This window comes from Zunongwangia atlantica 22II14-10F7, assembly GCF_002094855.1.
Classification (GTDB): Bacteria; Bacteroidota; Bacteroidia; order Flavobacteriales; family Flavobacteriaceae; genus Zunongwangia; species Zunongwangia atlantica.
In genome coordinates this window covers 153,237-179,076 of record NZ_ARYN01000011.1, presented here as the reverse complement: position 1 = coordinate 179,076, position 25,840 = coordinate 153,237, and the positions used below count along the sequence as shown (strand labels likewise).

Genomic DNA, 25,840 nt, shown 5'->3' with positions numbered 1-25,840 from the left:
CTACAGGGGTTGGTTTCAGCCCCTGTTTTTTATTTTTATAGATGATGAAAAAACAGCTTTTAACTTTAGTGTTTTTTGTAGCCTATCTTTCAACCCATGCGCAGGGAATAAACAATCCTAAGGTATATAAAACACTGGCGAAGAAAAACTTCTATTTTCTTTATGCGATAGAAAACAATCCTGAAATTAAAGAACTACTTATTCAGGATAATAAACTTTCAGAAGTACTGGAAAATCAAAAAAATGAAATTTCCGAAGTATTAAAAAGTAACACCAACAATCTGGATAGCCTTATTGATCCTTATTTGATAAACCAAAATGAGTCGGCACAAATCCTGGAGAGTTTATACAGGCATTACAAAAATTCGAAAAAATTTCGGGATTTTATAAAGGCCGATATTCGTGATTCTGGCGCGTATATTTTATATGAGGATCTAGAAGATCAGGAATTTCTTAAAAAAATATGGGCGTTAAATGCAAAAGGTATAAATCACACCTTAAGCATTTACGGGAAAGGAGAAATGCCACAATATGCCACTATAGATTCGGTTTCTTACGATGTAAACTCCAATTATTATAAGGGCGCAGTAAAAATGTGGAGCCAGCATAATTTTGCTGAATTAAAACCGAAGGAAACCTGGTTTAGCCCTTCACTTAATTTTGCGCTATCCCTACTCTATTTAAATCATCGTGATGAAGCTGCCAGATACGAACCACTTGAAGAGAAAGAAAATAAAAAAGCAGCTCAAAATATAAAGAATATCAATTTTGAGGATTTTAAATATGCATCTATTTTAATTTTGGGTAACGGTCCAGAAAATTACAGCGATCGCCTCTCGGCTTTAGGAAAGCTAAATATAAAACTGGGTGTAAAAGAATATCAGGAGGGCAAAGCTCCTATAATCGTGGTTAGCGGTGGCCATGCTCATCCATTTAGAGCTGAGTATTGCGAAGCTATAGAAATGAAAAAAGAATTAATTAATGAATATCATATTCCAGAAGAGCATATCTTAATAGAGCCACATGCACGGCATACCACTACCAATTTAAGAAATGCCGCCAGATTATATCAAAAATATGGCTTCCCAATGGATAAGATTCATATCGTGGTAACCAACAACAGCCATAGCCAATATGTGAGTAGTGAAAATTTTACAGAGAGATGTATGCAGGAATTAGGATACTTACCAGCCGAAATTAAATCCAGAATCAATGCTACTGCTGTAGAATTTCTACCGCTAAAAACTGCTATTCAACAAAATCCTTTAGAACCTTTAGATCCTTAGTTTTGGTGATTAAACCTTTTTAAAAACAGGAAAATTGAGCTTCATTTTCAATTTTATAATGATCATGATATCAAACCTCGCTTTTAGCGGGGTTTATTGTTTTTAGGTCGTTTTACATTCTTCTGCAGTAAACTACCTCGGGGTATTATACCCTTTGGCAGTGCCAATAAGGAAAACCTACAATCTCTTTTTTATCAGCAAAACTGAAAAAATTTAGTAGAGACCGTATCGCAATAATTTATAACCGGCATCTAGCCAATATTCGATGTTTTTTAGATAAATTTATTGAAATTGCACTAATCCCTATACAAAACCGTTATAGTTATTTCTCAACCTAATAAAATCAGGATGTCACAAATAAAAGTTTACGGATTAAAAACAAACCTGAAAAATATCAAATCTCAACTATCAGATATTATTCATTATTGTGTGGTTGAAGCCTTGAGTTTTCCTAAAAACAAAAGGGCTCATAGATTTATAAATCTTGAAAAAGAAGATTTTTATTATCCTGAAGGAAGAACAGATAAATACATCATCATAGAAATCATGATGATTGCCGGAAGAACCGTCACAACCAAAAAGAATCTTATTAAAATGTTGTTTAAAGAAATCCATGAACAATTGCATATTTCTACAATAGATATTGAGATTGTTATACTAGAAAGTCCGGCATCAAATTGGGGATTTAGAGGAATGACGGGCGACGAGGTTTCTTTAAATTATAAAATTGAAGTCTAAATTAAACCGAATTTAAATTGTATGATTATAAAAAGTGATCCTAAGAAAGATTTTGCAACAATACACGAAATTATTAACGATGCTTCAATAGCCTATAAAGGCGTAATCCCCAGCGATCGATGGAAAGAACCATACATGACTGAAGAAGAATTGCAAGAACAGATTATTGAAGGTGTAGAATTCTGGAACTTCGAAGAAAATAATAAGATATTGGGCGTTATGGGAATACAATTTAAAAACGACGTCACTTTAATTAGGCATGCTTATGTGCGAACTTCAGAAAGACAAAAAGGGATAGGAGGTAAATTACTTAGACATCTCATCCAAATGTCTAAAACACCTATTTTGATTGGAACCTGGGCCAGTGCATCCTGGGCAATTAGTTTTTACACCAAGAACGGCTTTAAAGTTTTACCCGAAACCGAGAAGAATAAACTTTTAAAAAATTATTGGAATATTCCTGAAAGACAAGTAGAGACATCTATTGTTTTGGCAAGCGTGGTAGGTAATTTTTAAGCAATCATTCCCAACAGTAAACTACCTCGGGGGATTACCCTTTGGCGGTGCCAATAAAAAGAATAACTAATATTCGATAAAAACAAGTCTAATTTTTATCGAATATCAGCTGTATGATTATGGTACTTTTTACAACTTCGAAAGTAAATCTTTATAAACGCTAATTTTAAAATTACTGATTAAAGTTGTTGAATTATGATTTTGGCGCAGCGGACTACTAATAAAGAAATGCTTTGCTTTCTCTCTGTTAAATAATTTTGTATCGGCTATCTTATTCCCGTCTAAAAATATCTTTACCTGGTCCTGGTGTACTTCAATCGCTATATGCATTACCTGGTTTGCATAGGTTTCTAAATCGTAATTTAAAGCCTGGTAAATATCTGCTGAAGGACTGCTAACAACAACATCGTTATTATTCATATACTGCAATTCTGTATACCAAATATTATTTGAAGAAATCCATCTGCTTAAACTATTATCTTTAGTGAAACCAAAGTATAAAGACGAAAGATCATCTACTTTATCTGCTGCTACCAAAAGATCAAATTCTACCGTAAAATCTTCTGGATAGTATAAAGATTTATTTAATTTATACGAAGTACGCTCAGACATTTTTAACCAGTTCCCTCCTATCTGGCTTACAGGAATTACAGATCCAGATCCTGTTGTTTTCCAGTCTTGCGGCATTGAACCTACTTTAGTTCTTGAAAAATTAGTAGCATAAATTATCGAATCTGCCGGATTAAAATCCATAACTTCTCCTAACTGAATTCTACCAGATCTAGACTTCGTATTTTTATTCTTTTTCCCAGCGTTTAATCCTTCTTCTACAACTTCTGCTGCTTTATCTTCAATTTTACCTTTAATCTTATTGAATAATTGTGCCTGAAGACCACTAGAGATCATAAAAAAGCCAAGTACAAAAATATAAAGCTTTGTTTTCATGAGATATTTATTGCGATTCAAGTTCAAATATACATCTCAAAAAACACCTGTTATTCAGAATTTAAAAGGCTTTAGTAACTGCTGCGTGTGTATTAGAATTTGCTGCTATTTGGTTAGAATTCGTTGAAGAAGTTGAGTAACAAATGCTTTTTATTTTGAGAAACCGGCACTTCTACCCCCTCGCTTAAAACCACAAATTGCTTTTTTCGATTATATGAAGCAATATGTGCACTATTTATTAGGTGTGATTGATGCACTCTTAAAAATCCATATTTTGAGAGTTCATTTTCAAAATTCTTTAGCGATTTAGACACTAAAACATTTTTAGTGTTCGCCAGATGAAATAAAGTATAATTGTTATCAGATTGTGCCTGGATAATATCTTTTAAGCTTACAATATGAATATCATCCTGCGTTTTCAAAACAATCTTTTTATCCTGTTTTTGCCTCTCGTTAAGAAATAAAGTTTCCAGCTGTTTTCTATAATTTTCAGCAGAAATATTTTTCAAGACCTTTTCTACAGATTTTATAAGGTTTTGTGGCGCTATGGGCTTCAGTAAAAAATCTAAAGCACTCAGTTTAAAAGCATCTACAGCGTAGTTGGCATAGGCAGTGGTAAAAATAACCTTAAATTCTGGATAACCCTGTTGATACAGGTTTTCAAGAAAATCTATAGAATTTCCGTCGGGTAAATTAATATCTAAAATCAGCAATTCTGGTAAAAAAGAAACCACTTTATCACTAGCTTCTTTTAAAGTACTTACAGCACAAATTTCGAAACCAAAATTTGTTTTAAGAATTTCGCTAAGCATTGCCAAAGATGCATAGTTATCTTCTACAATAAGCACTCGTAAATAATCCTTTTTACTTTCTAAATCCATCTGCAGCTTATTTAAACGTCAACAAAAGGGATAATAAGTTTCACCCTTGTTCCCGGGTATTTTTCATCTTTAGTAGCATTGCTAATTTCTAAATCTATTTTAATTTGATTTATTGTATTTAGCTCTTGCATTCTCTTTTTGAGAATATCCTGCCCCATAGATCGATGTAATTTATCATGCTGAATATTTCTTTGTTTTTGCTGAATTCCCAGGCCATTATCGATAATTTCAACGCTTATTTTATGCTTAGCTTCTGTTGTTTTAAATAAAACCTCAACTTTGGGATTATTTGGTCTTCCTTTAGCGCCATGAATAACCGCATTTTCTACAAATGGCTGTAATAGCATTGCCGGTATCCTTATTTCTTCGGCAGAAATTGCAGCATCACATTTAATTAGAAACGAAAAATCTGTTGCAATAGCATTTTCCTGTAAACTTAAATAATTATGAAGCATCGCAATTTCCTCACTTAGTTTAATAAAATCTGAATCTGAATGTTCTAAAACCGATCTTATAAGTTTTCCAAAATTATCCAGATATTGCATAGAAGTTTCACGCTCGTTCTTATAAATATAGAACTGAACCTGTTGCAGGGCATTAAACAAAAAATGAGGATTAAGCTGCAATCTTAAAAATTTACTTCTTAAATGAGATTGCTCTAATTTTTGCCGAATCTTAATGTGTTTCATCCTAAAATAGCCACCAATTCCTAATGCTAATAATAAAACGAGTCCGGCTATAATAATCCAAATCAATTCGCGTTTTCTAATCTTATTTTCGGCTTCCAGTAAGGCTATTTTTTTCTCTTTCTCTACAGTTTCATAAGCCGTCCTGATATCAGCAATTTTTTGTTCGTAGTTTTTACTGGCAGCAATATCCTTTACACTATCATATTGGTCGTAATATCGTAATGCTGTCTGGTAGTCTCCCGCAGCAATATTTGCGCTCCTTAAATTGTATAAAAGCTGAATTTTTTCTTGCAAATTAGCATCCTTTAAGGCTTTATTGTAGTTTTTGATTCCGTTTTCTATATTTCCACTATTTACCTGTGCATAGCCAAGATTATTTAAAGTAATTACTGAAACCGGCATTTTTAACGAATCTCTTAAATGCAGACTTTTTTTTGCGCTTTCTTCCGCTTTTTTCCAGTTGCGCTCTTTAAGATAATAATTACTAAGATTGGTATAAATAATAGCTTCTACACCGTATTCTTCAAGCTTTCTAGTGATTGCCAGTGCTTCGTTGTAAATTTTGCTTACCTGCTGCCCTTTGTCAGCTTCCATAGAAACGCTACCAAGATTTACCAGGATTTTTAAACGATCTAAATCAGTTTCAGCATAATTTAAAGCTTCTTCAAAATTTATAATGGCATCTTCAAAATTCTGAGATTTAGAATATATAACTCCTACGCCTGAAAACAAATTGACTTTATCCTGAAGGCTTAAATAATTTTGATGTGCTTTAGCTTTAAAATATTCAGCAAGTGCTGTATCTATATTCCCGGTAAGTAATTCTATTTTGCCTAAATACAAATGCACTTTAGCGCTTAAAGAATCATCATTTTGGATTGTTAGCAGTTTAGAAACTTTAGTTTTAGCTAAGGCATAATTTTGCGCCTGCAATAAGGAATCTATAGTTTGAAATTCAAAAGACTTTTGAGACTGACTGCTAAGATTAAGCGAAAAAAGAATGCCTAAAAGCACTAATATTGTCCTTAAAGAAAGTTGCATGTTGATTAGTTGGGCGATGTACAAAATTATTAAAATTTTAAGCGAAGGCTTTAGAAATTAGATAAAATATCATTCAATTTTAATAGTGAAGCTTCTTAAGTTTCTGTTTCTAATTCTTATTTTTTTATGACTTAAAAAATGATTTGGGAACTATAAAATCCTGAACGAGATCGTACAAGCAGTGGAAGATTAATCGGTAAAATATATTTAATGCAACAATGTTGCTTTTAATTATAAAAACTGCTATTCTTGCACAAAAAAACAATGACCAAATTTTATTTTACCAGATTATGGCAACTAGCCATATTTCTATTTTTATTTAGCGCCTGCGATAGCTCTGATGATTTCATGATTGACACTGATGTAGAAGAAACACCTGAACCTCCACCAGAAATCGAGCCCACGGGTTACCTGGCCCCTATCACTTTACCAGATACGATTAAGCTAACTTATGGGGAAGACTTCTATGCGGAACTGCCCGAAGATTATAAAGATCAAAATGTAAGTTTTGAAATGCTATTTAACCATGAGAATATAAATATCACTGATAATAAAAGCTTAGAAGATGTTTTAGACACAGGAATTGTTATAGACACATTGAATAACCAATTTTCAATTCAAAGTCAGGAACTATATCCCAATAATTTTAACTCGTCCATAACTGGAAAAAGACTACCGGAAGCTTACAAAATTACACTTACAGCAAGTGCCTATCCAACATTCTTACCGGTAAGTAAAACATTCTTTGTAAAAATTGCTCCTGCAGAAATTGATATAGACGAAATGGATAATGAATTACGTATTCCATTTGCATATCAAATGTACGGAACAAGTGATAGCATAACCTACCATCTTTCTACCTACGAATTGGATCTTGAAAACACTCAGTGGGATTTACACCAAAACGGACGACCGGACGGGAAGGTTTTCGTAGAAAATAACCAAATTTCATTTGATGAAAATGCAGGTGATCCCGATCAGGAGGCAGAATGGACCTATGATCTTATAGCCTCCTTAAGCAGAGATGGTTTCACTTTGGCAACAAGACAATTTCGTGTGCGATTTATCCCTGAAATCAAATTTCTGTATGGCACCTTTTATCCTGATCTTGACCTTACTATTCTAACAAACCGTTTGCATATCGCACTACATGAAAACTATCAATCACCAGCTCCTAACGTCTACCCTGCTCAATACAAACAATCATTTTCAATTCTGAATATACAAAAAGATGGTGCAGCCTTTGCGAATGAAGCCGGTATTATAAGTATCGACCAGGAAACAGGACAAATAACTGTGGCTCATAACCATAATCTTACAGCAGGAGAATATTTAATTAAAGTACAAGCGGAAACCACTGTAGGTTTAACTTTTGAAACCGATATTACTCTTGTAATGTCGCCGGCCTCGGAAGATGCTCATGAACACTAATAAGTAGTTTTATTTTTTATATTTTTCATTTTTCAAATTTTGATTCGAAAGCAGGCTTTAATGGCCTGCTTTTAGTTTTAAACGAAAAATAGGTGATTTTTTAGTTTTTTTGATAAAGCTTACATTTACGTAATAAAAGGGAGGATTATGAAAACTACGGAGAGTAAAAAAACAAGAAACACAAAACATCAAAAAGCGGTTTTAGACCTCTTGAAAAATGCTGAAAAGGCTTTAACTGCTGATGAAATTAGAGAGCAATTAGAAGATCATATCAATAAAACAACAGTGTATCGAATGTTAGATCGATTCGTTGAAGCCGGTAAAATTCATTTTGTTACGGGACAAAACGGCAAATCTTTTTACGCGCTTTGTAAAACTTGTAATGAAGAGCCTCCACAGCATATTCATAATCACTTACATTTTCAATGTGAAGTATGTGGTAATGTAGAGTGTTTACCAAATACTGTAAAAGTTCCTCAACTGCCCGGATATAATATTAGAGAAACACAACTGCTTATCATCGGGACTTGTAAGCGTTGCATCAGCTCAACTAATTAAATCTAAACCATAAGCTTAGCCATAATTTTTTATTTTTAACGCAACTTTGTTGCTTTTATTAAAAAGCTTTTCATACTTTTGACGTATATCAAAATATAAAGATATGCGCAAACTTCCGGTTACCGTACTTAGTGGTTTTCTAGGAGCAGGAAAAACGACCTTGCTTAATCACCTTCTTCATAACAGAGAAGGAATGAAACTAGCTGTCATTGTAAACGATATGAGCGAAATTAATATCGATGCGCAATTTGTAGAAAATCAACATACCCTTTCAAAAACAGAAGAGAAATTAGTCGAAATGAGCAATGGTTGCATCTGTTGCACATTACGTGAAGACCTCATGATAGAGGTACAACGACTTGCAAAAGAGAATCGCTTCGATTATCTAATTATTGAAAGTACTGGGATTTCTGAACCCATACCCGTAGCACAAACCTTTAGCTTTGAAGATTACGAAGGTCTGTATAATCTCAAAGATTTTAGCTATATCGACTGTATGTTAACTGTAGTCGACGCGTTTAATTTTTTGAATGATTTTTCTAGTGCAGAACTTCTTGAGGATCGTGAAATGGCTAGTGATAAGGAAGATCATCGAAGTATAGTTAATTTACTTACAGACCAAATTGAATTTGCTAATGTTATCGTCCTGAATAAAACTGATCTGGTATCAAAACAGGAATTGCAACATGTTCAGAGGATAATAAAAGCTTTGAACCCTGAAGCTAAAATTCTAGAGACTCAGCATTCTAAAGTTGATTATAAGGAAGTAATCAACACGGGTTATTTTGATTTCCAAAAAGCTGAAGCATCTGCAGGATGGATCAAAGAATTGGAAAATAAACATACCCCAGAAACAGAAGAATATGGCATTAGTTCAATTACTTTTAAAGAAAAACTTCCATTTCATCCTGAACGTTTATTTCAATTCCTAATGGCAAACTTCCCTCACGGGATAATTAGAAGTAAGGGATTATTCTGGCTAGCCTCTCGTCCCGATCAGGCACTCATTTGGAGTAGCGCAGGTGGATCTTTTAAAACAGATCCCGCCGGAGTATGGTGGGCGTCAATGCCCTTTAATGAACGCATCGATCATCCAGTTTTTTTAGAGAATCAAGACACTATAGAACTTCAATGGGATCCTGAACTAGGCGATCGTAAGAATGAATTAGTCTTTATTGGAATAGATTACGATAAGCAACAACTAAGAAATCAACTAAATGCCTGCTTACTCAATAATTTAGAACTCGAAAAATGGCGTAATGGAAACCTAACCTTAGAAGATAACTGGCCCGTTTAAAATTAAAGTATAACTGTAAAAGTATCCAAAAAATGAAATATAGAAAATTATCAATTTATGGTCTTATAGCCCTACTAAGCTTTACAGCTTGTAAAAATCAAAATAAACAAGAAACACACGATTCTGATGAAGAAGTTGCTTCGCAAGAAAATGAGGTTTCAAAAATAAGTATTGTAGCCTTAACAGATTCTCCAGCCTACAAGGACGCTAAACTCAAATTAACTGTGCCGGTTGATAATCAATTCAGCGAAAACACTTTGGATTTTCAGTTTGAAGTAGAAAATTATGAACTGGGAGCTCAAACTACCAAAAACAGTATCACCTCTTCATTGGCTAATTCAGGAAAAGGACAGCATATTCATTTTATTGTGGACAATAAACCTTATTCGGCACACTACAATTCTGATTTTTCAAAAGAATTCACCGAAGGCACCCACCATATCGTAGCATTTTTAAGTAGATCGTATCACGAATCGGTAAAAAATGAAAATTCTTATGTCGCTAAGACGATCAAAGTGGGAGAATCAACCGCAGCACAAACCAATGTAGACTTTAACAAGCCTACCTTGATTTATAGCCGACCAAAAGGAGAATACTCAGGAGAAGATACTAAAAATCTAATGCTGGATTTTTTCTTATTGAATACAACACTCTCTGAAAATGGAAACTATGTAAAAGCAACGATCAATGGGAATGTTTTTGAAATCAAAAAATGGCAACCATACATCATCAAAGGACTTCCAAAAGGAGAAGTAAATATTAGGTTGCAACTTTTAGATTCTGAAGGAAACCCAATAGACGGAGAGTATAATGATGTTAAAAGGAGCGTTAAGCTCAAATAGTAAACTACCTCGGGGCTTTATACCCTTTGGCGGTGCCAATAAATAAATTTTAACAAGCCGGTAAAGTTTCATAATGGTTGGTTTTACAATTAATCACTTTTTACAGCCATCTTTACCGGTTATTTTATAAACAAAGAGGGGATTTTTCAATCCCCTCTTTGTTTATACATTTTTCTACAAAAAATCTGTCTAAAATTTATTTTCTACTTCTGCTACCTTCAACATAAAATTATGCAGTTCGTAATTCTTCACAAAAGGATTAAGCTGATCACTCCCAGGACCATAAGCTGCAAGTTCTACATAATCTCCGGAATGATTCATACTAATCCAACCTATAGAAGTATAATCCTTTTGCATTTCAGCAAGTGGACCAAATGGTAAATTGTTAGTATTATATAATCCCTCATTACTTTTTGTATAATAATTCATTAAGGTTTTAGCCTGGTCTTTTGTAATGGTTTGATTCCCATTAACGTCTGCAATCAATTCCCTTATTGACGCAAAAGAGTTGGCCTCCGTTTTAATCTTATTTAATAGCCAGGCATTGGTATGAGTGAAGTGACTTAAATGATTAAAATTTTCATCAACCTCATGACTTTTTATTAAGCCTGGATTAGCATTTCCATGATCAGTAGTAATAATTACTAAAGTTTCCTGATCACTCTCTGCAAAATCGATAACCTCTTTGATCGCTTCGTCAAAAGCTATCTGATCGTAAAGTAATGCTGAAGCGTCATTTGCATGGGCAGCCCAATCTACTTTTCCTCCCTCAATTTGTAAAACGAAACCATCATCGCTATTTGTAGAAAGATAGTCTATTGCTTTTTTGGACATTTCTGCAAGCGAGGGTGTATTTTCACTTAAATCGCTATCATGAGCTCGATCTAGAGCGTAGGGTAGCCCGTCATCTGAAAAAACTCCTAACATAGGTTGTTTGCCCCTGTAATTCATTAGTTCACCTCGGTTCTTAAAAACCTTATAATTTTTGGATTCAAACGCACTATAAAGATCACGACCATCTCCTCGCTTGTCAGCAGCAAAATTCTCATTACCGCCACCCATCATCACATCAAATTCAATATCTAAATAATCTAGAGCGATTTGATCCTGATCGCCTCGATCTTTCTGCATAACACAAAAACCAGCCGGAGTAGCGTGGGTGATCGGAACCGTAGTGACACATCCTACCTTTTTACCAGATTGTTTAAATTTTTGCCATATGGGTAGGTGCTTCTCTCCGCTTGCAGAAACATTTAATGACCCATTAGGGACACGCTTTCCACCACCCCATGAGGAACTGGCGGCGGCCGAATCGGTAACCATTGAATCTGCAGAGGCTGTGTCCATAAGCGCCCTGTTTATTTTGCCTTCCCGATATAATTCTAACCAGTGACTACCTTTGCCATTTTTCAAATACAAGAGTCGATCTGCCATATTCAGTGTTCCGGTACTCATACCATCACTTACCATAAATATGATATTTTTAGCTTTCTTAGAGCCAAATTCGTCTTTATTATCAAGCCATAAATTAGAATGAAAATCACTTACTAGACCTCCAAAGGCAAAAAGACTACCATTCTTAAAAAAATCTCTTCTTTTCATTTAACGCATATTAGTTGCGTTAAAATTAATTTAATTAGACAAGTTTCACATTATTTAGATGTTAACTTTTTAAATAGTGAAAATTAATACTTAGCAAATACTGAATCAGTCAGTTATATAAATTCAGAATCATGGTAATTCTATCTAATCTTATTTTATGACTTAGCCTGGAAATAATTTAATAAAAAATTACGTTATTGCAACAAAGTTTAATTAGAGACTCAAAAAAGATTCATGAATACAAAAGTTTTTAATCATGAGCTCATTGCTCCCATTGATTTTGAAAATCCCTTTAAAATAGATTCCATTATAAAGGAAAAAATGTTGAATCATCTCGAGGGACAATACAAAATTAAAACAGTGAACCTATCCCTCAATCGTAAAGATAATTACGTACTTATCGTACTAGTAGAACTTCTAAACTAATTGTAAAAGTACTATAAGCTTAGCTTTTGGTTCAGTGATTTTACAACTCAGCACTCTTTAAAAATGTCCCACAAAATAAAAAGTACCTCAAAACGAATTCATTCTATTGATATTCTTCGTGGCCTGGTTATTTTACTAATGATAGTAGACCACGTTCGAGAACGTTTCTTTTATCATCATCAGGTAACAGATCCCATGAATATTCAACATACAGATCCCTCTTTATTCTTTACACGATTAAGTGCTCATTTTTGTGCACCTATATTTGTATTTCTAACCGGGCTCTCTGCATATTTATACCAAAATCCAATTCAGAAACCAAAACGTGATCTTCAGCCCTTTTTATTGAAACGGGGCTTATTCTTGATTGTTTTAGAAATCACACTTATAAATTTTTCATGGTTCGGAAACTATCAAAATTTATACCTTCAGGTCATTTGGGCCATTGGTCTAAGCATGATCTCATTGGCTTTAGTAATTAAATTACCAAGATATTTAATAGGTGGTTTAGGTCTGTTGATCATTTTTGGACATAATCTATTAGCCTCTATAAACTTACAGCCCAATGAAATAGCCTTCCCGTTATGGACTATACTACATGATCGTGGGTACCTTCTCCAATCTGATATTTTAAATATTAAAGTTTCTTATCCGGTACTTCCGTGGATAGGAGTTATTTTTATGGGCTACTACGCTGGGGTACTGTATACGAATACAAAATTTACCAAAATCCGACATAAATATCTTCTAGCCAGCGCATTTACATCATTAACATTTCTAGGCCTACTACGTGGTTTCAATCTCTACGGAGAAACTAACCACTGGCAAATTCATTCCTCGCCAATAGAAAGTATAATGTCTTTCATTAATTTTACAAAGTACCCTCCGTCACTAGATTTTTTATTGTTAACACTTGGAATTGGTTGTTTTGTTCTTTACTTCATCGAACGCTTTGAGCGACCATGGATGCTCGTATTTAAAACTTTTGGTAGTGTTCCTATGTTTGTATACGTATCTCATTTATACATCCTACTTATCGCTTATCAAATATTGAACACAACATTTGGTGCTAATCAAGGTGCATACTTTGGTGTAAATCATATTGCATATGTATGGCTCATAGCTATTGCATTGAGCATGTTGCTTTACTGGCCGGCTAAAAAATTTGGCACCTTTAAAAAAAGATCTACGAATCGAATTTTAAAATACTTTTAGTAAAAAGGATCAGGATACTTATTAATATTCTGTCTCTAATTCTTTCTATTTTTGCTGAAATTTTTAAGCTATGAACTGGATACTTCTAATTATTGCCGGCTTGTTTGAAATGCTTTTTGCTATATGTCTTGGTAAGGCAAATCATACTGAAGGAATAATCTCTAAACTTTGGTTTGGCGGGTTTTTAATCTGTCTTTTTCTTAGCATGACTCTGCTTGTAAAAGTAACAAAGGTACTTCCTATTGGTACAGCTTACGCAGTTTGGACGGGAATTGGTGCGGCCGGTACCGTACTTTTAGGAATATTTGTTTTTAAAGAACCTGCAACATTTTGGCGATTGTTTTTTATTACTACACTTATTGGCTCTATCATTGGTTTAAAATTGGTTTCCCATTGAAAATGTAAGGCAACAAAAAACCAGCATTCTTTATCTCGCTAATCGATTGCTCATTCACTAAATTAACTATTCTGAAATACCGGTGCAGGAAATAACCAGCATAATAACAGAATACTTAAAAGGGCAACAAATGTGATGATAATAAGAAATTTGAATCGTCTCAAAATGTATAATTTTAGTGCTTATTTTATTCTCTTTTCTAGTAATCTTTGGTGTACATTTCTTTTTAACATGGCCAGATTTTCAACAATCTTGAGATAACGCATACGATGCTTTTCTATTAGTTGAATATGAAGATCCCCGTATTCATTTTTCCCATATTCTAATTCCTTCTGAAGTTCCTGTTCAAACTTGCAAAACCCAGCTGTACATAAAATCACATCTCTACGCAATGCCTGTAAGGTACCGGCCAGTTTTAGATTGTTTATCATCTGCTTTTCTAGTTTAATAAGATCTCCTAATTCTTCATTTATATCTTCAAGAAGGCGTCCCCACATGGCGATTTCTCTTAAATCCTTTTTAATACAGAGTTCTCTATAGGAATATACCTGTTCAAAAAAATTGATATTCAATACTTATCTTAAATATGTTAGACACAAAAGCATAAAGACAAAGCCCATACCGATATATTAACTGAACTGTTTAAGATTTCATAGAAAACTGATTTACAGCATTATACTTCACATTTTATTTCAGAAAAAAACAATAAATTTGAGTATAATTGAACCACTGAGTAAAAACACCCCGGCATGTTTTTAAAGATAAAAATAGTAGCAAACTGATAATGAATCGACTAGAGTTTGATTTTAAACTTTATATAAAATCATATTGAATATTGCCCAATTATAGCTGTAAAAGCCATAGAAATTTAGATAATGAATAAAGAGTTTACAGTAGAAGATCGCCTAAAGGAAAGAGTTAAAGAATTAACCTGCCTTTATAGCATATCTAGTGCGTTGCGAAAACATCAAGAAGATGTGCAGGCCACACTAAAAGAGATATGTGAAATTACCAAAAACGCATGGAGATATCCTGAAGCTGCCATAGTTCATCTAAAATATACTAGCTTTGATATAAAAATAGGCGATATCCCTTCTGCTTATATTTTTCAGGAAGGTAAGCTATCAGACCATCAGGAAAAAATTGGAAACATTAGGGTTTATTATGATTCGACTTATTTCGATACTACCGATTTCTTAGAGGAAGAGCAACAGTTATTAGATCAAATTTCAATAGAAATTAGCGACTTTTTTGAGCGTGAAAGTGTAAAGCAGCGAGAAGAATTATTACGCAGAAAAGCGGAACATAACGATAGGCTGGCCATACTTGGTGAAATCACTGCCGGAATAGCGCACGAGTTAAATACTCCTTTGGGCAATATTCTTGGTTTTGCTGAACTTATCCACGCTAATAATAATGATGAACAGACTAAAAATGATTTAGACAAGATCATTAAAGCCAGCATATATTCTAGAGAGATCGTAAAGAAATTGATGTTTTTTGCCTGTGAGATGCCACACCAAAAACAAGCTCAGCAAATAAAACCTATTATAGAACAGGCGCTTTCGCTTTTAGGACCAAACCTTAAAAAAGCAGGAATTAGCTGCCAGTTTACAATTGATGAAGAAAATCTGGTTATTCCACTTGATATTATACAATTTACTCAGATAATTTTTAATCTGGTTATTAATGCTATTTACGTCTCTTCTCCTAAATCTTATATAGAAATTTTAGTTAGCCATACTAAAGATACACTGCTTATGGAAGTAAAAGATCAGGGGCCAGGGATTCCAAAATCTCTTCGAAAAAAAGTCTTTCATCCTTTTTACAGTACAAAACCACTGGGCGAAGGTTCAGGCTTAGGATTAAGTGTGGTGCACGGGATTGTAAAGGCACATCAGGGCGAAATTAAAATTGTAGACAATGTTCCTAACGGAAGTAATTTTCAAATTTCATTACCACTATAAGCTTAAAAAATGACATATAAAAAGGCCAATATTCTAATAGTTGATGACGATTTTGATATGTTAGAATTACTGCAAAGGCAACTCCACGATCAAAACTTTCATGCCTATAAAGCTTCCAATGTATTAGAAGCTATAAATATTCTAAAATATAGTCGCATTGATCTACTCATTACAGATTTGCAAATGCCACAGGTAGATGGGATCGCATTAATAAAATATGTATCAGATCACTATCCTAAATTACCAACATTGGTTATTACTGGTTTCCCCTCTATAGATGGAGCTTTAGAAGCGATGAAATCTGGAGCTGTAGATTATCTTATTAAACCTTTTACCAAAGAAGAATTAAAAAATGCCGTAGCAAAAGCTTTACCTCAAAAATTACAGGAAACTACACGAGATTCGTTGGCTAATAACAGTATTTCTTATGCTGGGATTATTGGTAATTCTGAACCAATGCAAAAGCTTATCGATCTTATAGAACGGGTTAAAGACAATAAAGCAACGGTACTTATACAAGGTGAAAGCGGCACGGGAAAAGAGCTTATCGCCAGGGCGATTCATTACAAAGGCAGATTTGCTGCACAAGCTTTTATCGCCGTGAATTGTGGCGGTATTCCTGAAGATCTACTGGAAGCTGAATTATTTGGTTACACCAAAGGTTCATTTACCGGAGCTTCAGAAAATAGGCAGGGATTTTTTCAGGCGGCAGATAAAGGCACAATTTTCCTAGATGAAATTGGTAATGCTCCAATGAAAGTTCAAACAAGGCTGCTAAGAGTCCTTCAGGAAAAAGAAGTACAGCGAATTGGAGAGCAGAATGCCTCGAAAATAGATATACGCATTATAGCGGCAACTAATAGTGATCTTTATAAAATGGTTAAGATCGGGAAGTTTCGGGAAGATCTTTATTACCGTTTAAATGTTGTAAATATAAGTACACCGCCACTGCGTTCACACAAAGGTGATATTGTATATCTGGCAAATAATTTTTTACGAAAATACGGTTCAGAATATGGGAAACAGGCTACACTTAGTGACAAAGCATTAGAATTATTACAAAATTACGACTGGCCAGGAAATGTGAGAGAATTAGAAAATATCATTCAGCGCACCCTCATTTTAAGCGATGATGAAATTACTTCGGAACAGCTTCCAGAACATTTTAAATATCATATTAGTTCTAACGATACTACTTTTAAATCTTTAGCTGAAGTTGAAAAAGAATATATCCTAAGGGTTTTAGCCTATACAGATCAAAACAAAACACAGGCAGCTGAAATTCTTAACATAGATCGCAAAACCCTTCGAAATAAACTAAAATAGCAAGTGGTTCATAATTCCCTAGTAGGGGTAAAATGCCCGGTAATTTTTAAAAATAAATATTTTTTAAAATCATAAAAAACTCAACTTCAACACTATAAAAACTTAAGATAAAAATTTCCTTTTTTGGGTACAGCATTTGACTTTTAGGTATAGACGAACCTCAATAATTATGAAAACTAATCGTACCAAAAATAAGTCAGCTTCAAAAAGTTCTTTAGGCAGCCTCTTACCCCAGGAGATGCTTAAGGGACTTTGCTTTAATTGCGATCATCAAAAAAATTGTTCGTGGCAAAACCACAGAAAGTTGTTTTGTGAACATTTTAAGTAAACTACCTCGGGTTAAGCCCCCGAGGCATTCGTTGTAAACAAATTTTAAATTTCGAGGCAAGTCTTGGGATATTATAACCTTTGGCAGTGCCAATACATCTTATGAAAAAGGAAAAAACAAAAAAACAATCTATGCACGCTACGGTAATGAGCCAGTTTAATAAAACGGCAGACCGTATGGAGTTAAATACTAATATTAGAAAGATTCTTTCAATCTCCAATAGCGAAATTATAGTACACTTCCCCGTAAAAATGGACGACGGCAGTGTAGAAGTTTTTACCGGTTATCGGGTGCAACATAATAATGCCCTGGGACCATACAAAGGTGGTTTACGGTATCACGACACCGTAGATATCGATGCCGCAAGAGCTTTGGCTATGTGGATGACCTGGAAAACATCTCTTGCAGGCCTGCCATTTGGTGGCGCTAAAGGAGGAATAGAAATAGATCCAAGAAAATATTCTATTGGAGAATTAGAACGTATTACCCGACGATTTACTTATGCCCTTGGTGAAAATATAGGGCCAGAGCATGATATTCCCGCTCCAGATATTAATACAAACGCACAAACCATGGCTTGGATTGCAGATACCTATATGTCTACCATTCCAACTTCAGAGCGTTCCCATAACCGCCATATCGTTACTGGTAAACCTCTAGGAGTAGGCGGATTAGAAGGTAGAGATCGTGCTACCGGATTTGGCGTATTCCTTTCAGCAAAACTTTACCTGGAAAGCAAAGGTGAAACTTTAGATGGAAAAACCTTTATTGTGCAGGGATTTGGTAATGTAGGTTATTGGGCGTCACATTTTATGCTAAAAGAAGGTGCGCGCTTGTTAGCCGTACAAGACGCTCATGCAACTTTGTATAAAAAAGAAGGTATCGATGTAGAAGCATTAGCAATACATTCTAACCCAAGAAAAGGCTCTATTGCAGATTATCCAGATGCGGTTGCTATACCACCAGAAGATTTCTTTGGTTTAGAGTGCGATATAATTATTCCGGCAGCATTGGGAAATCAAATCACCGCTACTGTTGCTGAAAAAATAAAAGCTCCGCTAATCTTAGAAGGTGCTAACGGACCAACAGATAGTGAAGGTGAAGCTATTTTGCTAAAAAATAATGTTACTATTATTCCCGATATATATTGTAATTCAGGCGGAGTTATTTCCAGCTATTTTGAATGGTTACAAAACCGAAATGGCGAATTATGGGATCTGGAAGAAAGTATGGGAAAACTGGAGAAAAAACTTTCAGAAAACTTTAAACGTATACAGCGTGAAGTACAAGAAAAAAATATCGATTGGAGAACCGCTGCATATATGCTAGCCATATCTAGAATTGAAACGGCTTATCAACAACGCGGAATTTTCCCTTAGTTATTAATGCTGAAAAATGAAATGCTGCAATTAGAAATTTAAAGCTGTATCATGAAATATGAACCTGAAAATAATGATGAAAGTACTATCGCTGTTATTGAAAAACATGCGTATGACTGGCTTGTGAATCTTGAAATTATAGATTTTGAGCTTCTTTTTTATAAATCTTATTTACAGGAGTATGATAGAACAAAAACACCAGGTAAAAAAAACACGCTAAATTCGCTAATCTTAAATATTAGTGAGCAAATAGAACAGAATAAATTTCATCTGCGTACTTGTTTGTTTTATAAGAATAGAGTTTCAAAAATCAGGGAATGTGATGATCTGGCTTGTGAACAGATTTATCTAGACGCACATTCCCTTTTTAAAAATCGGCTTCAGGATCACTTTAAACAAATTAGTCTCCTTAAGCACCAGATAATTTCTAAAACTATAGCTTTTTCAGCATTAAACATTGATTAATTAAGGAAATTCAACAATCTCAGAGATAATTAAACCCTAAATAAGGGCTTAAAAAGCATTAACTCATTTACAATTGCGTCGAACTGTTTGTTTGGATGTTTTTTCCGAAGCCGGACACCTATTGAATTTGTACCTTTTAGATTTCAATTTTTCATTAAAGGTGTTCGGCTATATTTTACTTCGAAGTACAAATAACTGAAGTATTAAAAACATAAGCTGAAATTCAACAATTTCAGTATAAAATTTTAGACTTATGCGTTATGCAAAATATTGAACTTTAAATGATAACGTAAAATACTAGTGTAAAGCGGTAATGCCAGCAGTGAACCTATAGCTGTAAAGAGATAAGCTGGTATACCAAAAATTAAACTGATATTATATAATTTTTCGTCGATTTTTTCCTCAGCTCTTAAGTAGGCTATTCCTAGAAATAAGACTACAATAAAACTGCAAGACATGATCACCGGCATTAACCAACTTACTTCACTATTGGTGCTAATGTAATATTCTAGTAAAAAATATAAGATAACAAGGCCAAGCCCAAGCTCCCATCTTGGTTCGGTAAACATTTTATAATTACCTAAGGCATTTAATAAGATCTTCTTTTGCTTATCGTCCAGATATTTTAAACGAACAATTCCTTTATTCCCTATCTGCTTAAAAAACCATTTGCCCTCGATCTCTAGAGAACACAAATTAGTTTTAGTATTGGATTCCTCTACAACTTTATTACGTTTCTTCCAGATCATATTAAATGATAATCCACTTGTTTTAAGATCTGTCGCGAACTTTTTAAGTTGTTCTTTATCAAAGTCTTTTGCTTTAAATTGCCCGTTCATACTATTTTTTAGATTATAATATGATGGCAAGTTAGCATGGATACTTCTACTTGAACTCCCTGAATTCAGTGATTTTTAAGGTTTTTTTATAAAAATTAAAGCTTCAGCATTTTCTATAAAACGTATTTTTGAAGGCTCTAAAAAGGATTCGGTTTATGTCCTTCCGCAGGCTTTTATATGTATTTATTTTTCATTTTATCGTGGTATCGGCGCAGGCGCAGGATAGCTATTCTAATTTTAAAGCTTTTCCTAAACTTCCAAATTCTGTAGACCATGTTTTATATGAAAAACTGGAAAATGCAAATACCCATGAAAAACGAATTACTTACCTGGATAGCATCGCCCAGATATTTGATAAAACAGATTTGGCAGATTCTTTATTGGTGTATGCTGAATATATTCAGAAAACAGCAAACAATTTATCTTCTACTCTACCCGATTATACATTTTATTATTACCGCGGAATATATTACGAAGGTCTTGCCAAAAGAAAAACAGGATTACTGGATGAAGCAATCGCAACTTATATTAAGGGACTTGAAAACTTAAATACTGAAACAGACACATTATTTTCTAACTACCTAAAATTAGGCCTGGCAGAAACCTATTTGCAAAAAGAGGAATTACCTAAAAGCAAAGAAATTCTTAATCAGCTTTTACCACAAGCAACAACAAATGAAACATTTAATACATTTCTAACTACTGCTTTTGGCGATTTTTATTATAGAAATAATGAATGGGAAAAGGCGATAACGGCGTACCAAAAAGCTTTAGCATTACCAGCCACAAAAAAGCTAAAAAAATTATCCTATCGCATACAATTAAATTTAGCGAAACTTAAGGTATCAGAGGATACCTATCAACAAAGGCTGGATAAATTTCAGCAATTAAAAAACGAGTCTTTAAACCAGGGATTTTATGGTTTATATATCGAAGCTGTTATCAATGAAGGCTATGTATATTTAAAAGAGGAAGCTTATGAAGCTGCCGAAATTGCGCTAAGTACTGCTTATATAAATACCGTTTCCTGGAACCGATTAGAATTACAGAAAAAAGTAAATAAAGCGCTGGTAAATCTTTATGTTGCCAAAGAAGATTTTAAGAATGCTTATAATCTAATGACCCAGTATGAGGCTGTTAGTAAAACAATCACAACACAACAAAACGAACGGCAGGTTAGAGAATTAGAAGAAAAGTACGAAAGCCTGCAAAAAGAGCGGGAGATTATGAAACTACAGGAATCTCAGCTAAAAGACCAGATAGAAATTGATAGACAGCGAACCATAAAAAATGCCGTTTTAATTGGTTTCCTAATTATTTTAATTCCTATTATTTTATTGCTTGTGGTGTACTACCAAAAGTTACAGGCGCAAAGTGAAATAAACCGGCAACAGGAAGATTTAAATCGGCAAGAGATGCAAAGCCTACAACAGGAACAGGAATTGAAACTGGCCAGAACTTCGATGAAAATACAAACCCAGGAACGTGAACGCATCGCACAAGAACTTCACGATAGTATTGGTGGGAATCTTGCTGCGATAAAACTTCAAATGAACCGGCTGGATCTTAAATCTGAAACTGCTAATAATCTAAAAACTCAGTTAGACAGCACCTATAGCCAGGTGAGGGAAATTTCGCATAGTTTATTACCAAAAGAATTTAAAGAACAAGCTTTTGTTCCCATTGTAGAAAACTATATCGATCGATTTAACGATCCTGAAGATAAACGCTATTTCTTTAATGCCTATCCTGAAGAAGCTATTAATAAACTTCCTAAAAAACTTCAAGTTGCACTATTCAGTATCATTAAAGAACTCACAACAAACGCTTTTAAGCACGCCAAAGCCAATCAGGTAATGATTCAGCTAAATGATATCCCTGAAGAGGAAAATCTGGTCTTAATGTATGAAGATGATGGGATAGGTTTTACTACCAACAAATCTAAAGGTATAGGTTTAAAAAATCTAAAAAGAAGGATAGACGAACTTAAAGGAAGCTTATCCATAGATAGCAGCCCGGGCAAAGGAACCGTAATTAGCATTAGTATTCCGAAGAAATAAAAAACAAGAGTAAGTATAAGTATCCAAAAGATGAAAACAGTTTATAACATCATTATAGCAGATGACCATAAAATGTTTGTAGACGGTCTACGAAGTATTTTAGAACAAGAAGAAGATTTGCATATTTTACACACTACCTCTAAAGGCGAAGAAGTTTTAAAATACCTGAAAATCAACCAAAATGAGCCTGTAGATTTACTTATTACAGATCTTAATATGCCTGGCATAGATGGTATTGCTCTTAACCAAAGTATTAAAAAAGATTTCCCCACGATTAAAACACTGGTGATTAGCATGCTTGAAGACGGCGCTAAAATTAAAAGCTTAACCGAAGACGGAGTTAACGGTTATCTTTCTAAAAATGCAGAACAAACTGAATTATTAAAGGCGATTAGAAGTATACTTTCAGGAGAAAATTACTTTTCTGTACATATTCAGTCTATATTGATAAAAATGCTTACCAATAGTAGAAAAACTGCTGAAGTTAGATTAACCCAAAGAGAAAAAGAAGTTTTGCAATTAATCGCTAAAGAACATACCACACAAGAAATAGCAGATCTGTTATTTTTAAGCAAGCACACTATTGAAAGTTATCGCAAAAACTTAATAAACAAACTAGAAGTAAGAAATCTAGCCGGACTTACCCGCTACGCAATAGAACATGATATGATTTAAGCTCCCTGTTTTCAGGGATATTAATTTCACTGGTTACAGGCTACTATAAGGCCGGGTAAGGATAGATATTTGTACCCAGTTAATCTTAAATAATCGTGCTATGATTTATGGAATTTCTTTAATTCTGCTCAGCATTATCGCTGTTCCTTCTTTAATTCTTTCTAAGAAACCAAATGCAAAAGAATTACTGGATAAAGTAGAGCCGTACCAGGGATGGATTGGTGTTATATTTTCGGTTTTTGGTATATGGGGAATTATTTCTAGTCTGCTTAGTCTGGATGTTTTAAGCAGTGCGCCTATCTGGTGGTTTACTTTATTTATTGGAAGTATTGTTGAAGCTACCTTGGGTTTTCTTTTAGGTTTCCCAATTATCACTAAAATGCTTTCTAAAAACGCATCCAACTATCAGGAAAAAAGTAAAAAATTAAGGGAAAAACTTGTTCCCCTTCAGGGAAAACTTGGAATTCTGGGAGTGATTTCAGGGATTTGGATCATTACAGCTTCCTTTCTATTTACAGTATAATTAAAATTTAAAAAAAGTTATGAAATGGTATTTAAAAGCCTTCCGTCAGTATTCAGATTTTAACGGCAGAGCAAGAAGAAAAGAGTATTTTATGTTTAGCCTGTTTAATGCCTTATTTATGATACTAACCATGCTTATAAGTGTTGGCTTAAGTAGTTGGCTGGATGCTCCTGCATTTATTAGTATTTACGCGTTATATATTTTGGCGTCATTAGTTCCTTCTCTTGCCGTATCTGTAAGACGTTTACATGATATTGGTAAAAGCGGCTGGATGCTTTTAGTAGGATGTATTCCGTTAATTGGGGCAATTTGGATGTTTGTGCTACTAATTACAGATAGTGATCCACAAAACAATCAATATGGGCCAAATCCTAAAGAAGAAATGATGTTGGAACATATTTAAAAAACTATAAATTAAGATTTATGATAATTTCGAGAGGTTGGGGTTTATTAGGATTGTTGTTACCCATTTTAGTGATATTAATCGGTATTTATTTTTTTAGTAATGATGGCAATGCCACAAAACCATTATTAGCTTACAGTTTAATGATATCTGGTGTTCTTAATATATTCAGCGGAATTATCTTTCATCAAAAAAGTGATAAAAAACACGATCTATTTTTTATGCCCCTAAGTATTTGGGGCATAATCTGGATCGTTCTTGGGTTATTTATTATTATTTCAGCCTAAAAAATATTGGTGAAAAACAACTAATTTCAATAAACTACCTTAGAGTGAACCAGTGAAACATTTGTTTGAAAATCACTTAATCGTGATAACTGCAAAAAGCCAAGATTGTAAGAAATAATCAAGTTTTTTACAGTAGAAGAAAACTACCTCAGGGTATTATATCCTCTGGCGGTGCCAATAAAAAATGGGGACAAATGCACCCCTACATAGCTGTCCCCACTTTATATATTACCGCTATGAACTACAAAATTAAATTTCAAGACTCTTAGCTTACTTAAAATATTCTGTACTGTAACGGTTAGGTTAAAATAAGTTCTCAAAAACCCCAATTTTAGAAAACTTACTTTGCAAGTATATTACTATTTAATTTTTCCTACAATACCCAATATTGGGTAAAAATGGGTATATTTTTATTTTTCGAATTTTCTAAAAAGCTTCTCCTATACTAATGTAAAAGTTGCTATCGTCTTTGGTAAAAGCATAATCAAAGCGTAAATAGACATCTTTTTGCTGAAAAATTAAAAACCTTGCTCCTGCCCCGGCAGACCATTTAATATTATTTACCTGCAACTGGTCCCAATCGTTAAACACCTCTCCTACTCCTGTAAAAATAGTAGCTCCTAAACGATCTGTAAAACCTAGTTTTAGTGGTAAAAATCGATATTCTACCTGTGCTGCAATCTGGTTGCGATCTCTATATCTTCCTTTAAAATAACCACGCATAAGGCTTTCGCCACCCATATATGATAATTGATTAAAGGGGACTTCACCGCCAAAATTGAACTCGCCATAAAGCTGGGCAGCTAAAACATTATTTTCACTTACTTTCTTATAAATTCGGTTATCCAGAGTTATTAATTGATATTCTACATCACTTTTCCAGAAAGGATTGTAATTAAGATAGGCAAACTCGCTAAAAAAGGCATCACGTTCGTTTAAAACATTATGGCGTTCGTCGTATACAAACCCCACTCCCAATCCAAAATTTGTAGATCCTTCAGCACCAAAGGGTAATTCAAAATCTATTTCATCTTCACCTTCAGCAGGATCAAAAGAAACATTGCTTAAACTTCTAAAATCGGTTTCCAGACCTATATAAAAATTTTCAAGCAGCTTACGTAAAACTCTTTCTTTAATTCGAATTTGAGTGGCATCTACCAAAGCAATATTTTCATTGGGGACATCACCTCCTATACCATAATATTTTAGCGGAAATTGTTCAAAATCGATATCGCCCAGAAAAAACCAGGTATCCTTATCCCATACTGCCCGTTAAGCGTAAAAAAACTGTAAGCCTTCATTTCGCTTAGCCTGTTATTTACATCTTCGTTTGCGTAATAAATGTAAAGCGGAGTTAAACCGAATTCTACTCCGGTTTCAGGGCGATATCCCACGGTAGGAAATACAAAAAATTGCGAGCGCTCTTGCGAAACAGTGTCATTTAATACATTATTGATATATCTAGAGATAAAATTCTTTTTGGGTTGCTTTTCGATAGAATCCTGAGCCATCAATGCATGTTGCAAAAATATCAGTAAACCGAAAATCAGTAATTTGAGGTAGTTTTTTCTAATCATAGTTGGGTTTGAATACAAAAATAAAAGTTTAGATGTCTAGGCCATTAAATTTCACTTTTACCTAACATTATATTGGGAAGAACTACCAAATATTTATAATTTCTAAGAAATCGGATTCTTAGAGTTTATCTTTTTAGTAAGCTACCT

The 25,840-nt window shown here is 34.0% G+C and carries 25 protein-coding genes; 17 read left to right on the top strand and 8 right to left on the bottom strand.

Features of this window, described 5'->3' with window-relative positions:
• The first annotated feature begins 41 nt into the window (after positions 1-41).
• The 3 genes from IIF7_RS13290 to IIF7_RS13280 all read left to right on the top strand — a co-directional run bounded on the left by IIF7_RS13290 (position 42) and on the right by IIF7_RS13280 (position 2,540).
• The gene (locus IIF7_RS13290; protein ID WP_245801637.1) at positions 42-1,286 is read left to right on the top strand and encodes a YdcF family protein; all 1,245 of its coding nucleotides are present in this window, start codon (positions 42-44) and stop codon (positions 1,284-1,286) included.
• Between the two features lie 348 nt (positions 1,287-1,634).
• Positions 1,635-2,024, top strand: a complete 390-nt coding sequence (locus IIF7_RS13285) for a tautomerase family protein (RefSeq protein WP_084842174.1) — start codon at positions 1,635-1,637, stop codon at positions 2,022-2,024.
• A 21-nt stretch (positions 2,025-2,045) separates the two neighbouring features.
• Positions 2,046-2,540, top strand: coding sequence for a GNAT family N-acetyltransferase (locus tag IIF7_RS13280; RefSeq protein ID WP_176218958.1), 495 nt, complete (start codon positions 2,046-2,048; stop codon positions 2,538-2,540).
• A 129-nt stretch (positions 2,541-2,669) separates the two neighbouring features.
• On the opposite strand, the gene IIF7_RS13275 is transcribed toward IIF7_RS13280, so the two are convergent.
• The 3 genes from IIF7_RS13275 to IIF7_RS13265 form a co-directional block, all read right to left on the bottom strand.
• Positions 2,670-3,485, bottom strand: coding sequence for a hypothetical protein (locus IIF7_RS13275; RefSeq protein ID WP_084842173.1), 816 nt, complete (start codon positions 3,483-3,485; stop codon positions 2,670-2,672).
• 113 nt (positions 3,486-3,598) lie between these two features.
• Positions 3,599-4,366, bottom strand: a complete 768-nt coding sequence (locus IIF7_RS13270) for a LytR/AlgR family response regulator transcription factor (RefSeq protein WP_084842172.1) — start codon at positions 4,364-4,366, stop codon at positions 3,599-3,601.
• Positions 4,367-4,377: 11 nt separating this feature from the next.
• Positions 4,378-6,096, bottom strand: coding sequence for a tetratricopeptide repeat-containing sensor histidine kinase (locus IIF7_RS13265; protein WP_084842171.1), 1,719 nt, complete (start codon positions 6,094-6,096; stop codon positions 4,378-4,380).
• A 264-nt stretch (positions 6,097-6,360) separates the two neighbouring features.
• Here IIF7_RS13265 and IIF7_RS13260 point away from each other — a divergent pair, with 264 nt between their 5' ends.
• From IIF7_RS13260 to IIF7_RS13245, 4 genes are all read left to right on the top strand, one after another.
• Complete coding sequence (locus tag IIF7_RS13260) at positions 6,361-7,527, top strand: hypothetical protein (protein WP_084842170.1); 1,167 nt, start codon at positions 6,361-6,363, stop codon at positions 7,525-7,527.
• Positions 7,528-7,674: 147 nt separating this feature from the next.
• Complete coding sequence (locus tag IIF7_RS13255) at positions 7,675-8,085, top strand: Fur family transcriptional regulator (RefSeq protein WP_084842169.1); 411 nt, start codon at positions 7,675-7,677, stop codon at positions 8,083-8,085.
• Positions 8,086-8,188: 103 nt separating this feature from the next.
• Positions 8,189-9,382, top strand: coding sequence for a GTP-binding protein (locus IIF7_RS13250; RefSeq protein ID WP_084842168.1), 1,194 nt, complete (start codon positions 8,189-8,191; stop codon positions 9,380-9,382).
• Positions 9,383-9,414: 32 nt separating this feature from the next.
• Entirely contained in the window at positions 9,415-10,224 is an 810-nt protein-coding gene (locus tag IIF7_RS13245; protein WP_084842167.1) for a hypothetical protein, read from the top strand.
• Between the two features lie 189 nt (positions 10,225-10,413).
• Here IIF7_RS13245 and IIF7_RS13240 read toward each other — a convergent pair whose 3' ends face one another.
• Positions 10,414-11,826 carry an alkaline phosphatase gene (locus tag IIF7_RS13240; RefSeq protein WP_084842166.1) on the bottom strand — a complete coding sequence of 471 codons (1,413 nt, stop codon included), beginning with the start codon at positions 11,824-11,826 and terminating at the stop codon, positions 10,414-10,416.
• Positions 11,827-12,315: 489 nt separating this feature from the next.
• Here IIF7_RS13240 and IIF7_RS13230 point away from each other — a divergent pair, with 489 nt between their 5' ends.
• Positions 12,316-13,467, top strand: coding sequence for a DUF1624 domain-containing protein (locus tag IIF7_RS13230; RefSeq protein ID WP_084842164.1), 1,152 nt, complete (start codon positions 12,316-12,318; stop codon positions 13,465-13,467).
• 70 nt (positions 13,468-13,537) lie between these two features.
• On the top strand, positions 13,538-13,864 hold the full coding sequence (locus IIF7_RS13225; protein WP_084842163.1) for a DMT family transporter: 327 nt from the start codon (positions 13,538-13,540) through the stop codon (positions 13,862-13,864).
• Positions 13,865-14,046: 182 nt separating this feature from the next.
• On the opposite strand, the gene IIF7_RS13220 is transcribed toward IIF7_RS13225, so the two are convergent.
• On the bottom strand, positions 14,047-14,436 hold the full coding sequence (locus IIF7_RS13220; RefSeq protein WP_139801329.1) for a hypothetical protein: 390 nt from the start codon (positions 14,434-14,436) through the stop codon (positions 14,047-14,049).
• Positions 14,437-14,739: 303 nt separating this feature from the next.
• On the opposite strand from IIF7_RS13220, the gene IIF7_RS13215 reads away from it, so the two are divergent.
• The 4 genes from IIF7_RS13215 (at position 14,740) to IIF7_RS13200 (ending at position 19,329) form a co-directional block, all read left to right on the top strand.
• Positions 14,740-15,831 carry a sensor histidine kinase gene (locus IIF7_RS13215; protein WP_084842161.1) on the top strand — a complete coding sequence of 364 codons (1,092 nt, stop codon included), beginning with the start codon at positions 14,740-14,742 and terminating at the stop codon, positions 15,829-15,831.
• Between the two features lie 9 nt (positions 15,832-15,840).
• Complete coding sequence (locus IIF7_RS13210; protein ID WP_084842160.1) at positions 15,841-17,157, top strand: sigma-54-dependent transcriptional regulator; 1,317 nt, start codon at positions 15,841-15,843, stop codon at positions 17,155-17,157.
• 429 nt (positions 17,158-17,586) lie between these two features.
• On the top strand, positions 17,587-18,864 hold the full coding sequence (locus IIF7_RS13205) for a Glu/Leu/Phe/Val family dehydrogenase (protein WP_084842194.1): 1,278 nt from the start codon (positions 17,587-17,589) through the stop codon (positions 18,862-18,864).
• A gap of 51 nt (positions 18,865-18,915) precedes the next feature.
• A complete protein-coding gene (locus tag IIF7_RS13200; protein WP_084842159.1) occupies positions 18,916-19,329 on the top strand; it encodes a hypothetical protein in 414 nt (137 codons plus the stop codon).
• A gap of 251 nt (positions 19,330-19,580) precedes the next feature.
• Here the strand turns inward: IIF7_RS13200 and IIF7_RS13195 are convergent, their stop codons facing one another.
• The gene (locus IIF7_RS13195) at positions 19,581-20,168 is read right to left on the bottom strand and encodes an SNARE domain-containing protein (RefSeq protein ID WP_084842158.1); all 588 of its coding nucleotides are present in this window, start codon (positions 20,166-20,168) and stop codon (positions 19,581-19,583) included.
• 155 nt (positions 20,169-20,323) lie between these two features.
• On the opposite strand from IIF7_RS13195, the gene IIF7_RS13190 reads away from it, so the two are divergent.
• The 4 genes from IIF7_RS13190 (at position 20,324) to IIF7_RS13175 (ending at position 23,829) form a co-directional block, all read left to right on the top strand.
• Positions 20,324-22,228: a sensor histidine kinase gene (locus IIF7_RS13190; RefSeq protein ID WP_084842157.1), complete on the top strand. Its 1,905-nt coding sequence runs from the start codon at positions 20,324-20,326 to the stop codon at positions 22,226-22,228.
• 30 nt (positions 22,229-22,258) lie between these two features.
• Positions 22,259-22,903, top strand: a complete 645-nt coding sequence (locus IIF7_RS13185) for a response regulator transcription factor (RefSeq protein WP_084842156.1) — start codon at positions 22,259-22,261, stop codon at positions 22,901-22,903.
• A 100-nt stretch (positions 22,904-23,003) separates the two neighbouring features.
• A complete protein-coding gene (locus IIF7_RS13180; protein WP_084842155.1) occupies positions 23,004-23,426 on the top strand; it encodes a hypothetical protein in 423 nt (140 codons plus the stop codon).
• 19 nt (positions 23,427-23,445) lie between these two features.
• Positions 23,446-23,829: a DUF805 domain-containing protein gene (locus IIF7_RS13175; RefSeq protein WP_084842154.1), complete on the top strand. Its 384-nt coding sequence runs from the start codon at positions 23,446-23,448 to the stop codon at positions 23,827-23,829.
• A gap of 713 nt (positions 23,830-24,542) precedes the next feature.
• Here IIF7_RS13175 and IIF7_RS21085 read toward each other — a convergent pair.
• Positions 24,543-25,277, bottom strand: a complete 735-nt coding sequence (locus IIF7_RS21085) for a BamA/TamA family outer membrane protein (RefSeq protein ID WP_245801636.1) — start codon at positions 25,275-25,277, stop codon at positions 24,543-24,545.
• Positions 25,278-25,321: 44 nt separating this feature from the next.
• Entirely contained in the window at positions 25,322-25,693 is a 372-nt protein-coding gene (locus tag IIF7_RS21080; protein ID WP_245801635.1) for a hypothetical protein, read from the bottom strand.
• Positions 25,694-25,840: the final 147 nt, after the last annotated feature.